The sequence below is a fragment of the Microbulbifer sp. TYP-18 genome (genome assembly GCF_040932045.1).
In the GTDB taxonomy this organism is placed as follows: Bacteria; Pseudomonadota; Gammaproteobacteria; order Pseudomonadales; family Cellvibrionaceae; genus Microbulbifer.
In genome coordinates this window covers 2,977-17,105 of record NZ_JBFRBC010000002.1, presented here as the reverse complement: position 1 = coordinate 17,105, position 14,129 = coordinate 2,977, and the positions used below count along the sequence as shown (strand labels likewise).

The 14,129-nt window shown below is 58.3% G+C and carries 12 protein-coding genes, 1 pseudogene and 1 riboswitch; of the genes and pseudogenes, 12 read left to right on the top strand and 1 reads right to left on the bottom strand.

The genetic code is table 11. From position 1 onward, the window contains the following. Positions 1-10: 10 nt before the first annotated feature. The 8 genes from ppk2 (at position 11) to cobO (ending at position 9,839) form a co-directional block, all read left to right on the top strand. On the top strand, positions 11-793 hold the full coding sequence (ppk2, locus tag ABVT36_RS02325; protein ID WP_368455080.1) for a polyphosphate kinase 2: 783 nt from the start codon (positions 11-13) through the stop codon (positions 791-793). Positions 794-1,135: 342 nt separating this feature from the next. Next, positions 1,136-2,572 (top strand): catalase, encoded by a 1,437-nt coding sequence (locus tag ABVT36_RS02320; RefSeq protein ID WP_368455079.1) that lies wholly within the window; start codon positions 1,136-1,138, stop codon positions 2,570-2,572. Positions 2,573-3,006: 434 nt separating this feature from the next. Then, positions 3,007-4,380, top strand: coding sequence for a DNA repair protein RadA (gene radA / locus ABVT36_RS02315; protein ID WP_368455078.1), 1,374 nt, complete (start codon positions 3,007-3,009; stop codon positions 4,378-4,380). Continuing rightward, on the top strand, positions 4,377-5,192 hold the full coding sequence (locus tag ABVT36_RS02310; RefSeq protein ID WP_368455077.1) for an ABC transporter substrate-binding protein: 816 nt from the start codon (positions 4,377-4,379) through the stop codon (positions 5,190-5,192). Before radA ends, ABVT36_RS02310 begins: the two co-directional genes overlap by 4 nt. Continuing rightward, positions 5,182-6,177, top strand: coding sequence for a FecCD family ABC transporter permease (locus tag ABVT36_RS02305; protein WP_368455076.1), 996 nt, complete (start codon positions 5,182-5,184; stop codon positions 6,175-6,177). The genes ABVT36_RS02310 and ABVT36_RS02305 overlap by 11 nt, the downstream gene beginning before the upstream one ends. After that, on the top strand, positions 6,174-6,947 hold the full coding sequence (locus ABVT36_RS02300; protein WP_368455075.1) for an ABC transporter ATP-binding protein: 774 nt from the start codon (positions 6,174-6,176) through the stop codon (positions 6,945-6,947). Before ABVT36_RS02305 ends, ABVT36_RS02300 begins: the two co-directional genes overlap by 4 nt. An 88-nt stretch (positions 6,948-7,035) precedes the next feature. Further along, positions 7,036-7,201: riboswitch (cobalamin riboswitch) on the top strand. Positions 7,202-7,322: 121 nt separating this feature from the next. Further along, positions 7,323-9,161, top strand: coding sequence for a TonB-dependent receptor plug domain-containing protein (locus ABVT36_RS02295; protein ID WP_368455074.1), 1,839 nt, complete (start codon positions 7,323-7,325; stop codon positions 9,159-9,161). Between the two features lie 48 nt (positions 9,162-9,209). Then, positions 9,210-9,839 (top strand): cob(I)yrinic acid a,c-diamide adenosyltransferase, encoded by a 630-nt coding sequence (gene cobO / locus ABVT36_RS02290; protein WP_368455073.1) that lies wholly within the window; start codon positions 9,210-9,212, stop codon positions 9,837-9,839. A 45-nt stretch (positions 9,840-9,884) separates the two neighbouring features. On the opposite strand, the gene ABVT36_RS02285 is transcribed toward cobO, so the two are convergent. Continuing rightward, positions 9,885-10,907 carry an AraC family transcriptional regulator ligand-binding domain-containing protein gene (locus ABVT36_RS02285; RefSeq protein ID WP_368455072.1) on the bottom strand — a complete coding sequence of 341 codons (1,023 nt, stop codon included), beginning with the start codon at positions 10,905-10,907 and terminating at the stop codon, positions 9,885-9,887. 873 nt (positions 10,908-11,780) lie between these two features. On the opposite strand from ABVT36_RS02285, the gene ABVT36_RS02280 reads away from it, so the two are divergent. From ABVT36_RS02280 to ABVT36_RS02265, 4 genes and pseudogenes are all read left to right on the top strand, one after another. Next, the gene (locus ABVT36_RS02280) at positions 11,781-11,957 is read left to right on the top strand and encodes a hypothetical protein (protein ID WP_368455071.1); all 177 of its coding nucleotides are present in this window, start codon (positions 11,781-11,783) and stop codon (positions 11,955-11,957) included. Positions 11,958-12,022: 65 nt separating this feature from the next. Then, positions 12,023-12,724, top strand: a complete 702-nt coding sequence (locus ABVT36_RS02275) for a gamma-glutamyl-gamma-aminobutyrate hydrolase family protein (RefSeq protein ID WP_367149587.1) — start codon at positions 12,023-12,025, stop codon at positions 12,722-12,724. Between the two features lie 678 nt (positions 12,725-13,402). Continuing rightward, positions 13,403-13,659: pseudogene (locus tag ABVT36_RS02270) on the top strand (transposase); the annotation flags it as partial. A 261-nt stretch (positions 13,660-13,920) separates the two neighbouring features. Then, on the top strand, positions 13,921-14,129 hold a 209-nt coding region (locus ABVT36_RS02265; RefSeq protein ID WP_368455444.1), incomplete at its 3' end, for a transposase.

Here is a 14,129-nt window from a genome sequence, read left to right as displayed (position 1 = left end):
GAGACAACCCATGAGTAAGGAAAGCGAAGGGGCGAACGATATTCGCGACTACAAAAAAGACCTTCGCCACCTGCAGATTGAGCTGGTCAGGTTGCAGCGACACCTTATAGCCGAGCAGTTACAGATACTCATTATATTTGAAGGGCGTGACGCCGCTGGCAAGGACGGCTGTATCAAGCGCATTGTCGAGCACTTGAGCCCGCGGGAAACGCGGGTGGTGGCACTGGGAAAGCCCTCAGACCGGGATCAAAACAGCTGGTACTTTCAGCGTTACGTTTCGCACCTGCCGGCAAAGCAGGAGATGGTGCTATTCAACCGCAGCTGGTACAACCGCGCCGGGGTGGAGCGGGTAATGGGCTTTTGCACCGAGCACCAGTACCAGGATTTTGTTATGTCCGTGGTGCCCTTCGAGCATATGCTGGTGGATTCCGGCATACAGATTCTCAAATACTATCTGGATATTGATCGCCGGGAGCAGGAAGAGCGCCTGCAGGCGCGGCGTCAGGATCCGCTAAAACAGTGGAAGGTGAGCCCGGTTGACGAAGTGGCGGTAGAACACTGGCGCGCTTACAGTGTGGCCCGCAACGAGATGTTTGCCGCAACCCACAATGAAATCACGCCCTGGTACCTGGTGCGGGCCAACAACAAGAAGCGCGCGCGCCTCAATGTCATCCGCCATATGCTGAGCCGTATTGACTGGCCCGGCCGGGAGCACAGAATCGACCAACCCGATCAACAGGTGGTGTTTCCCTACAACGCCAAGCACCTTTTGACTGAGACAATCGCCCCCTGATTGCCCGGGTCCGGCGGGAACAGGCCCTCATCTCAGTTGTCTTATCAGCCCGTGAGTCCAATCCATGATCCGTCATCGATTGGATTGACGTCCTCAAAAAGCTACGCATTTCCCCGGCAACTTTCCGCCCCATTGCGGGCCAGTTTGCCGGAAGGGGCAAACTCATCCTATAGATAAATTCTATTGAGCGCATAATAACAATTGTCTTTATGCGTTCATTGGCCAGGGATAACCTGCAGCTATCCGGTGAGCGTCGAGTTGGCGCCCTGGTCCCCGGAGAGTGTACTGGCCCCACTATGCTTTTTGGGCATCTCTTTTTGCACCTGGAGTAGGAGAACAACCTTGAGCAAGAAACTAACCACAGCTGCCGGCTGCCCCGTAGCCCACAATCAGAATGTGATGACCGCCGGCCCCCGCGGTCCCCAGCTGCTACAAGATGTCTGGTTTCTGGAAAAACTGGCGCACTTCGACCGCGAGGTAATCCCGGAGCGGCGTATGCATGCGAAGGGGTCCGGTGCTTACGGTACCTTTACCGTGACCCATGACATCAGCAAATATACGCGGGCTAAGATCTTCTCCGAAATCGGCAAACAGACGGAGTTGTTCGCACGTTTTACCACCGTGGCGGGGGAGCGGGGCGCAGCGGACGCGGAGCGGGATATTCGCGGTTTCGCCCTCAAGTTCTACACCGAGGAGGGCAATTGGGACCTGGTTGGCAACAACACGCCGGTATTCTTCCTGCGCGACCCGCTCAAGTTCCCGGACCTGAATCACGCGGTAAAACGGGATCCCCGCACCAATATGCGCAGTGCCACCAATAACTGGGATTTCTGGACCTCGTTGCCGGAGGCATTTCACCAGGTAACCATCGTGATGAGCGATCGCGGAATACCGGCCAGTTACCGCCATATGCACGGCTTTGGCAGTCACACCTTCAGTTTTATCAATGCGGATAACGAGCGTTTCTGGGTCAAATTTCACTTTAAGACCCAGCAGGGAATTAAAAATCTGACCGACGGGGAAGCTGGCGAATTGATTGGCCGCGATCGCGAAAGTCACCAGCGCGACCTGTATGACGCTATCGAGAACAAGGATTTTCCAAAATGGACCCTGTATGTACAAATCATGCCGGAATTGGAAGCCGATACAGTCCAGTTCAACCCGTTTGACCTGACCAGAGTCTGGTCGCAAAAAGACTATCCGCTGATTGAGGTGGGGGAGTTTGAGTTAAATCGCAATCCTGAAAACTTTTTTGCCGAAGTCGAGCAGGCCGCTTTTAACCCCGCTGCGGTAGTACCGGGTATCGGCTTTTCCCCGGACAAGATGCTGCAGGGCCGCCTCTTCTCCTACGGCGATGCGCAGCGCTATCGGTTGGGGGTAAACCACCACCAGATTCCGGTGAATGCACCCCGCTGTCCTGTTCACAGCTATCACCGCGACGGGGCCATGCGCGTGGACGGCAACCACGGCTCTACCATCGGTTACGAGCCAAACTCCCACAAACAGTGGGAGGAGCAGCCGGACTATGCCGAGCCACCACTGCGTATTTCCAATGATGCCGACCATTACGATCACCGCATTGACAGCGATTACTTTTCCCAGGCCGGGGATCTGTTTCGCCTCATGAGTGAGGAAGAGCGGCAGCGCCTGTTGGAGAATACTGCCCGCTCGATGGAAGGCGTGCCGGACTTTATCAAGCAACGGCATCTCGACCATGCGTATCAGGCCGACGAGGCTTACGGACAGGGCCTCGCGGCAGCTTTGGGGATGGAGAAATAATTCCTCCACAGGAACATTAGGTGCGCCCTGTGTGCTCCAGCGGATGCCGGCGAGCGGTGTATTCTGTTGCCGGTCGCCTCCCTTTGGCTGGCCTTGAACAGGCTCTAGCAGGTTGTTGAAAAAGGCATCCTGCCTTTTTCAAAACCCGAAAAGCGAAAAATGTGATTTTCACTTTTCTCCCAAAATCAACGACTTAGGCGTCGCCGATTTTGCCGGAACATCCCTATTCCGGTAGCAGGCGTCGAAATTCTTCGAATTTCAACAGTCTGCTAATCGATAGCTGAACAAGTCTTCCATGGCTTTTCCCAGTCCGGGTTTGCGGCTCTAGCGGTCAAACCTGCCCACTGTTGGTGCGGCTGTTTTCCCGGTCAACCCCGGGCGGTTACACTGTGCCCCCTGTGCGGTGACGACCGCGATCGACCGGGAGAGGGGCCTTGGCGAAAAAAAGCAAAACCGCTTACGTTTGCAACGAATGCGGAGCGGACCATACCAAGTGGTCCGGCCAGTGTGGCGCCTGTGGGGCCTGGAACAGTCTCAGTGAGGTGCGCCTGGGCCGCGGGCGCAGTGCTATCGATGGCCAGAGTGGTTACGCCGGGGCAGCCGGTGCGGGCGAAGTGCAGAAGCTTGCCGAAATCGATCTGAGCGAGCTGCCGCGCATTCCCACCAATGCCGGAGAGCTGGACCGGGTGCTGGGCGGTGGATTGGTGCCGGGTTCGGTGGTCCTGATTGGCGGTCACCCGGGCGCCGGCAAATCCACCATTTTATTGCAGACCCTGTGCCATCTGTCACAGCAGATGCCGGCCCTGTATGTCACTGGCGAGGAATCCCTGCAACAGGTTGCCATGCGAGCCAAACGGCTGGGACTGCCGATGGATCAACTGCAGGTGCTGTCGGAAACGGACGTGGAGCGCATCTGCCACATCGCCGGCACCGTTAAGCCGCGGGTGGTGGTGGTGGACTCGATCCAGGTCATGCATATGAGCGAAGTGCAGTCGGCACCGGGATCTGTGGCCCAGGTGCGGGAAAGTGCCGCCTACCTGACCCGCTTCGCCAAACAGACCGATACCGCCATGATTGTGGTGGGCCACGTCACCAAAGATGGCAGCCTGGCGGGCCCCAAGGTACTGGAACACATTATCGACTGCTCCATTCTGCTGGAAAGTACCCACGACTCCCGTTTCCGCACCCTGCGCGCCCACAAGAACCGCTTCGGCGCTGTCAATGAGCTGGGTGTCTTCGCCATGACGGAACAGGGTTTGAAGGAGGTTTCCAACCCCTCGGCCATATTCCTGCAGCGGGCCGAGGAGGTGGCGGCCGGCTCCGTGGTGACTTCCGTGTGGGAGGGCACCCGACCCTTGTTGGTGGAGTTGCAGGCGCTGGTGGACGACAGCAGTCTCGGCAACCCCCGCCGGGTGGCCGTCGGTCTGGACCAGAACCGGCTCAATATGCTGCTGGCGGTATTGCACCGTCACGGCGGCCTGTTGGTTGGCGACCAGGACGTCTTTATCAATGTGGTGGGAGGCGTGCGGGTGATGGAAACCAGCGCCGACCTGACGCTGCAACTGGCAGTTGTATCCAGTTTTCGCGACCGGCCGCTGCCGCGGGACCTGATGGTCTTCGGGGAGGTTGGGCTGGCGGGTGAAATCCGCCCTGTACCCTCCGGTCAGGAGCGTTTGCGCGAAGCGGCCAAGCACGGTTTCCGCAAAGCCATAGTACCCGCCGCCAACCGGCTGAAAAATGATATCGACGGGATGGAGATGGTGCCCGTCAGAAGCCTCGCGGAAGCACTGGCGGCGATTGACGCGTGAAGTGGTGTTGTGGCCTTCTGTTGAGCTGCCTGGTACTGCCGGCCAGCGCCTATGAACGCATTGCCTCGCTCAATCTGTGTCTCGATCAATTGCTGCTGAACTGGGTGGCGCCGGAAAAAATCGCCTCAGTGACCTGGCTGTCCGCCAACGATCAATACCGGCGCGCACCACTGCCCGGGCATGTCTATCTGAACCGCGGCCAGGCGGAGGAGCTGCTGCACCTGCGACCGGATCTGGTGCTGGTTGGCCAGTACGGCGGCGGCCGCGCGGCGGCGCGGTTACAGGCGTTGGGAGTACAGGTGGTGCGCATCCCCGACGCCCACAACCTGGAGCAGTTGGAGCAGCAGTTGCACCAGTTGCAGCAGGTGCTGGGGCCACTGCCCCGGTTGCAGGCCCAGCGGCGGCGACTGCGCCAGCTGCTGGACCGGACGGCAGTCGATACAAGCAGCCGGAACCGGCCGGGAGCGCTGATTCTGTCCGCCAACAACATCACTTACGGCGACGGCATGCTGGAGCACCAGTTGCTGCAACAAGCCGGGTTTGCCAACCTCGCCGCAGAGCAGGGCATTCACCAACTGGGTCGCGTCAGTCTGGAGCAGGTCATAGCGGCACAGCCGGAGCTGCTGGTGTTCTACGGTGGTGACAGTGCTTTTGCGCTGGCGCACCTGGCCAGCCGCCACCCGGTTCTGAGACCCTATATCGATAGCGGCCGGATTTATACCCTGCCCGCAGAACTGGGCTATTGTCCGGCGCTGGTGGCAGTGGAGGTACTTAGGCAACTCGAGGAAAAGAGAAAAACCCTTGGCGAATAACCCAAAAGCCCCTCTGTTGTTACTGATCTTACTGCTGCCGCCCGCACTGGTGCTGGCCTTGCTCAGCGGTCCGGTGGATATCGATCTGTTGCAGGCTCTGCAGCTCGGCTGGCGCAGTGAGGAAGGTGACGCTGTCATTCTGTGGCAGTTGCGCCTGCCGCGGGCACTGCTGGCTCTGAGCGTGGGCGCGGCTCTCGGTATGGGGGGTGCGGCCATGCAGGGGATGTTGCGCAATCCCCTGGCGGAGCCCGCGCTGCTGGGGGTGAGCAGTGGTGCGGCGCTGGCGGCGATAATCCTGCTCTACTATGGCCTTGCCTGGCAGTCGGGCTGGTTGTTGCCGCTGCTGGCCATCGGTGGCGCCTTTGCCGCAGTGGCCGGGGTCTGGCTGCTTGCGGGGCGGGGCGCCAGTGCCGGGCGACTGGTGCTGGCGGGGGTGGCCATCAATGCGTTTCTGTCCGCCTCTATAGCCCTGGCCCTCAATTACGCGCCGAGTATGTTCGCGATGCAGGAAATCGTCTTCTGGCTGTTGGGATCGCTGGCCAACCGGGGCTGGGACCAGTTGCTGTTGGCACTGCCATTTATGCTGTTTGGGGGCCTGTTATTGTTTGCAGCGCGCAACTATCTGCGTGCGCTTTCACTGGGTGAGGCCAGTGCCGCCTCCCTGGGCTTTGGCGGTCGCCGCTATCCCATGGCGATACTGTTGGGAATTGCTGCAGCGGTGGGGGCGGCGGTGGCGGTGGCGGGTACCATCGGATTTATCGGTCTGGTGGTGCCGCACCTGATGCGACCGCTGGTGCGTCAGGATCCGGGCCGGTTGTTGTGGGCCAGTGCCCTCGCCGGTGCCCTGTTACTTCTGTTGGCGGACATTTTCGTGTTGAATTTTATCGGTACCCAGGAATTGCGCATTGGCGCGGTCACCGCCTTTATCGGCGCGCCGTTTTTCTTCTGGCTGATCGCCGGTACACGGCGGGAGCGGTTCCTGTGAGCACAGATAGTCTGGAGGCCAGCTGCCATCAGCTGTGTTTGCGGCGTCACCGCCGGACTGTACTCACCGGTATCGACTGCGCTTTCAAGCCGTTCCAGCTGACCGCCGTGGCGGGCCCCAACGGTGCCGGCAAAAGCAGTTTGCTGGCAGCCCTGGCGGGAGTGTTGACACCCTCCTCCGGGAGGGTGGAACTGGGCGGGCGCGATGCGGGCCAGCTTTCCGCGGTACAGCGCGCGCGCATCAGTGCCTATTTGCCCCAGGCCGAGTCTCCGGCCTGGAGTTTTGTCGCCGCGGATCTGGTGGGGGTGGGGCTGCTGCCCTGGGGACGGATTGCAAACCGGCAGCAGCGCATCCACTGGGCTTTACAGCAGGTGGATGCCGGCGCCCTGGCCGGGCGCCCGGTGACCCATCTGTCCGGTGGCGAGCTGCGGCGGGTTCAGTTGGCGCGCCTGCTGGTGGGCGAGGCGCCACTTTTGATCGCCGACGAACCCACTGCGGCCCTGGATATCCGCCACCAGTTGCAGCTGATGCAGACGTTTCGAGCGCTGGCTGCCGGGGGGAAAACGGTGGTGCTGGCGCTCCACGACCTCCAACTGGCGGCCCGCTACTGTGACCGTATCCTGCTGCTGGAACAGGGACAGCTGCGTGCCCAGGGCACCCCTGAGGAAGTGTTGACCCCGGATCTGGTCAGCGAGGTTTACGGCGTGAGCAGCAGCTTGCGGCGCCGCAACGGCGTGACTGAATTTATGCCTCTCGACCTGCTGCCGTAGTTGGCAGGTGCTGTCAGCTGGCTATCACCAACAGGCCAAACCGGCGCGCTTTGCCGCGACTGCGTTGACCCGACTCCTCTGGCCCGCTAACCTTGCCGCCGCTTTGGGTGCCCAGCAGCACTGCCAGATGGGGTGGTGCTTGGTTGGGTTAAATGGGAAGTCCGGTATCAATTTACATAAATCCGGCGCTGCCCCCGCAACGGTGATTCGCGCGAGCGATCAGCCCGATACCAGCCCCGAGCGAAGCGTAGGATAAAGCGGAGGGCTTTGTCTGGTCCGTGTGGGGTGCCGGCCCAGTCCGCCGACACCGCTGTATGCACTGATTGTACTCACCCTCCCTCAATTCGTTTTTGACTTCGAAATTGGGGAACCCCTGTGAAAAAAACACTTGTCGCTGCGGCTGTTATCGCCGCCAGCCAATCTGTGTCCGCCGACGGTGCGGACGGCCTCGAACTGGTTTCGGTAACCGCGAGCCGTGTGGAGATCCCGCGCGAACAGCTCGGCGTTTCCGTTTCTGTGCTGACCCGGCCCGAAATCCAACGTCTTGGCTACACCAGCCTGATGGACGTGTTGCGCACTCTACCGGGCGTGTCCATCAGCAACAGTGGCGGTGCCGGCAAAGTCAGCTCCCTGTTTATTCGCGGAGAGAGCAATTACCGCACTTTGGTGTTGCTGGATGGCGTCAATATCGCCGACCCCACCAGCCCGCAGGTTTCCACCCAGCTGCAACATCTACTCGCGGCGGATGTGGAGCGCATCGAGGTTTTGCGGGGCCCACAGGGAATGATGTACGGCGCCGGCGCCGGCGGTGTCATCAATATAGTGACGCGAAAAGCGCAATCGGACCTGGAGGGACGCCTGGCGCTGGAGGCGGGGCGCTATGGTACTACTACCGGCTCCGCCGGTGTCGGGGGCCGGAGGGGGGCATTCGATTATGCGCTCAATGTCTCCACCCTGGACACAGAGGGATTTAACAGCCGCGCCATGGATTTATCCGGCGAGCGCGACGGCTACCGCAATCGCACAGCTGACGCCAGGCTGGGTTACCGTTTCAGCGATACCCTGGACTTGAGCTTGCAGCTGCGTCACAACGACAATGAAACCGATTTTGACGGTTGTTTTTTCTCGCCCAGCAGCGATTGCGTGGACCAGTTCACCCAACAGAGTTACCGCCTGGGGCTGGGCTATAGCGGTGCGGGCAAGCACCAGCTGGATCTGGCGGAACAGCGCATCGAGCGCGACAACCTGGATGATGGGATCAGCACTTTCGCCGTCGAGGGCACCATCCGCGAACTGAACTATGTGGGCAACACTGCGGCCGCAGGCGGTGAACTGGTATGGGGAGCGGAATACGAACAGCAGGAGTTCGCCAGTGCTTTCAGCGATCAAGAGATCGATAGCCTGGGGCTGTTCAGCGAATGGCGTGGCGACATGGCCGGCAAGTTGTTTTATACCCTGGGGGTTCGCCACGAAAATCTCGAGACCGATGATCGTGTCAGCTGGCGTTCCAGTTTGGCCTATCCAGTGTTGCTGGGGCCGAATCAACAGTTGAAGCTGCGTGCCAGTTATGGCACCGGTTACCGGGCCCCCAGTCCTTTCGAGGTGTCCTACAACCTGGGTGAGGGTGTGGCGCCGGTGGGACCGGAAACCAGCCGGGGCTATGAAGTGGGTGCCGAGTATCGTCTGGGTAGCGCATTGGAAGCGGAGCTGGTGTTGTTCGACCAACAGATCAGCGATGCCATCGTGTTTGACTTCAGGCTCGGCAGCTCGGGCTTCGGTGCCTACCGCCAGGACCCAGGCGAGAGCAGATCCCGTGGCATTGAACTGTCCCTGGGTGGGGCCTTTGGGGAGCACCTGGACTGGTATTTTAACGGTACACTGCTGGACAGTGAGGATGCCGGAGGTAACCAGCGTCTGGGTGTTGCGCAACAGGTCGCCAATCTGGGGGGCAGCTATCGCTGGTTGGGGGATGCTGTGGTCATGGGTGTCAACTGGCAGTATGTGGGGGACCGGAAGAACCTCAATCCAAGGGCTTTCGGTATTGTTGGGCTGGATCCCTACAACAAGCTGGACCTCAAGCTATCCTACCAGCTGTCGTCCCGTGTGGCGTTGAGCTTGCGCGGGGAAAATCTGCTGAATGAAGACTATCGGGAAGTGGCCGGCTTCAACACTGCTGGGGCCGCAGTCTATGGAGGGGTGCAGCTGCGTCTTTAGCAGCCTGCTGTCCCGAACCGGCGGTAGCGCGACCCGGGGTGAAGGAATATGAGCGATAACAGTAGCGACGAAAGCCAGCGCCAGCGCCACAAGCAGCGCATGCAGAAACGCAAGAAAATCGTCGACGCGGGTATTGCCCAGGCACTGGAGCAGCGCGGGGTGGTGGTGGTTTACACCGGCGAGGGCAAGGGTAAGACCACTGCCGCCATTGGTACGGTTACCCGCGCCCTGGGCTACGGTTACCGGGTTTTCGTGGCCCAGTTCATCAAGGGCACCTGGGAGTGCGGAGAGAAAAATCTATTGGCCGGTTTGCCGGCGGAGCAGTACTCGCTGGAATGGCACCAGATGGGCACCGGCTTTACCTGGGAAACCCAGGACGATGAAGTCGACCGGGCGGCGGCGCAGGCGCTGTGGGACAAGGCCAGCAAAGCCCTGGCCGATCCCGACGTGTATCTGGTGGTGCTCGATGAGCTGACCTATGCGCTCAACTACCGCTGGCTGGACAGGTCCCACGTGCTGGCGGCCATCGACAGCCGTCCACAGGCGCAAACGGTGGTGATCACCGGTCGCGGAGCCAGGCAGTACCTGCTCGATATTGCCGATACCGTCAGTGAAATGCGCTCCCACAAGCACGCCTTTGCGGCCGGCGTGGCGGCACGCCGGGGCATAGAGTGGTGAGGCTGGGTCTCGCGGTGTTAGGGATGTCCCGCTGCGGCCTGCAGTTCAGTGAACCCCGGCGGGTTCTGTCTCTGTCAGCAACTGGCGGCGACGCTCCATCGGGGTGCAGTTGAACCAGCGACGGCAGGACCGATTGAGCGAGCTCTGCTCGCGGTAACCCAGCAGGGAGGCGATGTGAGTCATCGATGCCCCCGGCTGCGCCAAGTATATCTCCGCCTGCTTTCTGCGTGTGCGATCGATGATCTCTTCGAATACCAGCGACTCTTTGGCAAGCTTCCGCTGCAGGGTGCGTTTGTGTAGCCCCAGGTGCCGCGCCACTGCGGCGAGTGTGCACTGGTGGCTGGGCAGCAACTCGTATATCAGTTGTTCCACCCGGCGGATCAGGCCCAGAGGTTGGTGCAGCGCATCCCCGTCTCGATATTCCGCCGCCAGCCGATTCAGTTCGGCGTGGTCCTGTGGAATTGGCTTTGACAACAGTTCGGAGCGGAAAAACAGGGCATCAATATCGCCGGAAAATTCTACCGGCGCACCAAATACTGACTGGTAGCGGCGGTGCTGCAAAGGCACTGGAGCGCGCATCTGGACCTTTGTCAGAGGGAAGCTTCCGGCACCGATCAGCTGTAGCAGTTTGTGGATTGTGCGCAGGGCCAGCTCCACGGACTGGCGCTGACAAACCTCCCCCTGCCCCAGCTTTAGCACCATACGCGCGAGACCGCCCCGATGGGTGGTTTGCACCTCCATCAGGATACCCGGGGAGGATTGGCCCAGATAGCCTAGGATGGTCTCCAGGCCCTCTCTGACAGTGGCTTGTGCCAGGGCGAGTGAGGCGATTTCTGCCAGGATACGGGTGTCCTGCAGTTCGGCCAACCGCAGCCCGAAGTCCGCGCAGTCGAACTCCTGTGCGGAGGTTTCGATAAGATGGATTCTTGTGTTCAGTGGCAGCTCCCGCGCCGGATTTGCCGCCTTTCCAGGGTCTATATCGCAACGTCGCAGCAGCGTATCGGGATCCTTGCCAAGGCTGGCAACCAATGTGTAGAAGCCGCTAAATGAGTTGGTTTTGAGTAACATCACACTATCCTGGATTGTCCGGTCCATGCCGGGGCGCGGCGGGAGAACATTGACGGCCGCTGCCCCTCCCACCCTTATAGGTGTGAGAGCGGAGTACCCTTGTGGCTTTTCGCAACCAGGGAGAATCCGTTTGAAAGCGGCTGTGAATGACTGTTACCGGAGAACGTCGAACGGGTAATTAGCGGGATTAAGAAAGGAGTCAGATACCAAGCTCCGCCAGAATTTCGTCAACCTTGCTCGCGGCTTTTTATATCGCCGAGATGCCTTGGCCTTAAGGCCAATGGTGCCAGCTATACCTTTTATGTTCCGAATCGGCTGTAATATTACTCGGTAATTTCCGGTGATGTTTTGACAATTGACGACATTTGCCCGCGGCAGTGCTGAAGTATTAAAAGTATCTGCGGACGGTTTTGCCGGGTTTTTGTTCTTATTGGAACGCTGTTCTCAAATAAAAATGCTATCGTCTCCCAAATCGAGTCAATTCTCATTGAGAGGAATATAATTTCCAGCACACAAATTTTTCTCAGTCACCGGGTTTATGTGGCCGTCTGTCGAAAACAAGCGATCCGGGGGACCCTGTCTGCGGAAAGCGCCCCTGCTGGCGCCGGTGCCGCCATAATGTGGCGGTGAATTGGAAGTCCGAGAGTAGTCCTTTCCTGTTATCCGGGCCGCAATGAGAAGTCATAGCCAGCACCGATAGAACCTATTCAGAGATGGGGCTCCGTATCCACTTTATTAGCCGGACAATCCAGTCGATGATCTCTCATCGACTGGATTGTTGCCCGTGAAAGCCTGCGCAATTACCCGGACTTGTATACTTTTCAATGGCTTGCGGCCGCCCCGAACGGCGGCGGCAAACTCATGTGGACAATCATGCCTGTCAGAGAAGTGGACCTGTGGCTTGCGGGTATCGGGGGCGACTGCTGGGCCTGGGGTGGGCAGTTGGGTGGAAGTAGAGGGTATGACTCGGTGACTTTGGAGTACCTGGTAGCCGTTCCAGGTCGGGGAAGGCGCGATACCCTGCTGGGATGGAAGATTGTCCGTTGGTGAGGGCCAGCAGTGGTGTGAATGTGCCATAATCGGCCAACTCAGCGGTCAATTTCAGCGGTGGAAGAATGAAAATTGGAGTATTGAAGACTGACGATGTGCGCGCAGAGCTGGTGGGAGACTTCGGCGAGTACCCGGAGATGTTCGCCGAGTTGCTGAACAGCCAGGACCCGGGTCTGGAGTTTGTAACCTACGAAGTGCAGCGCGGCCACTTGCCGGACCAAATCGATGAGGTGGATGCCTACTTGATCACCGGCAGCAAAACCGGTGTTTACGAGGACAAGGCGTGGATAGCGCCACTGATGGCGTTCGTGCGCAAGTTGCATGAGGCCCGCAAACCCACCATCGGCATCTGCTTCGGCCACCAGCTGATTGCCCATGCACTGGGCGGCAGGACGCGCAAATCCGACAAAGGCTGGGGTATCGGTGTGCACAGTTACGAGATGCAGGAAACCCCCGCGTGGATGTCCGAACCCATGCAGAGGTTCAGCCTGCTGGTCAGCCATCAGGATCAGGTGGAGGAGCTGCCGCCCGGCGCCCGGGTGCTGGCGTCCAGTGAGTTTTGTCCCATGGCGATGGTTCAGATCGACGATCATATGCTTACTTTTCAGGCCCACCCTGAATTTACCAAACCCTACTCCCGGAGCCTGATGGAACTGCGTCGCGAAGTCTTTGGTGAGGAGCTGGTGCAGAAGGGGCAGGCCTCTTTGCAGAACGATATTCACGAAAACACGGTGGCCAAGTGGATGCTGGAATTTCTGCGTAAGTAACGGCTGTTGCAATTAACCCGTCAATCCAATAGATGCTCTCTCCTCGATTGAATTGTCGCCCTTGAAAACCTGTGCAATTACGCGGAAGGGTTTGCGCTGGCCTCCGCCCGGTAGTGGTACATCCTTGTGCCACGTTAACCCGGCAACTAAGTAAGCTGCTGGGTTAATAAATGTGGGCGTGGTTCGGTGTTACCTCGACTTGCAGTTGCAGCCTGTGGAGGACGTTTGAGCACCGCTTTGCTCGCTCCAAAAAGAGTTGCTTTTGCCATTAGAGGTGAACGGCTTGGTTTGTGGTTGTTGAACCCAGACGCTAATCGTTGTTGCCAGGTGGATTGAATGGGAGGTGTTGTGGTTTGCTTTCTACCAGCCAGAACTGCTTTGCTGCCCGGTTTAAAAGCCGCTATAAGCTGCCATTTGTACGGGGGAAGATGTTCGGTTTCGAGGGTTTTCTCACCCAATGCTTGATACAAATTGCACAGGGTTGATGAATCTGCGGCAAAAAGCAGCCTGTCTCTCTGATAAATAGGCCGCGATTGTTCAGACTGGAAACCAGTAGGTATTTTCTATGAGGTCTACCGCAAGTTGCATTTGTCCCCCCACCGGTATCCTTTTTACTCTTTCGCCAGAGCCTGGTCACACTAGGGCCTGTTAACACTAATTTTGATAAAATCTGCGTTTATGGAAATCACAAAATCGCAGTTCAAAATTATCGAACACCTGCTGCCTTTACAGCGGGGTAACGTCAAAATACCGAATATCCAGGTCATAAACGCTGTTTTGTACGTGGCAGAGCATGGTTGTAAGTGGCGAGGGCTGCCTGAGCACTTTGGTAATTGGCACAGCATCTACACCCGTGTAAATCGCTGGGCTAAAAATGGTGTATTGGATCATGTCTTTGGTGTCCTTCAAGATGCCGATGTGATCAACATTCAAGTNTATCGTGGGTTGGCAAAGAACACCAACCGGTTGTATGTACTAGCTGGTCTGTCAAACCTGCTTCGCAGTCAAAAATATCTTCTGGCTTAGGGCCAGTGCACCTGGAATCTGCTGAGAAGTAGATTCCAGGTGAAAAAACAAACAATCTCAGGGTTGTTTTGGTCAAATTCAGGCCCGCACCAGAAAATACTGATACTGCCGTAGCGATTGTTGAGTTATTCAGACGTTCCTTAACACTAATTTTGATAAAATCTGCGTTTATGGAAATCACAAAATCGCAGTTCAAAATTATCGAACACCTGCTGCCTTTACAGCGGGGTAACGTAAAAATAGCGAATATCCAGGTCATAAACGCTGTTTTGTACGTGGCTGAGCATGGTTGTAAGTGGCGAGGGCTGCCTGAGCACTTTGGTAATTGGCACAGCATCTACACCCGTGTAAATCGCTGGGCTAAAAATGGTGTATTGGA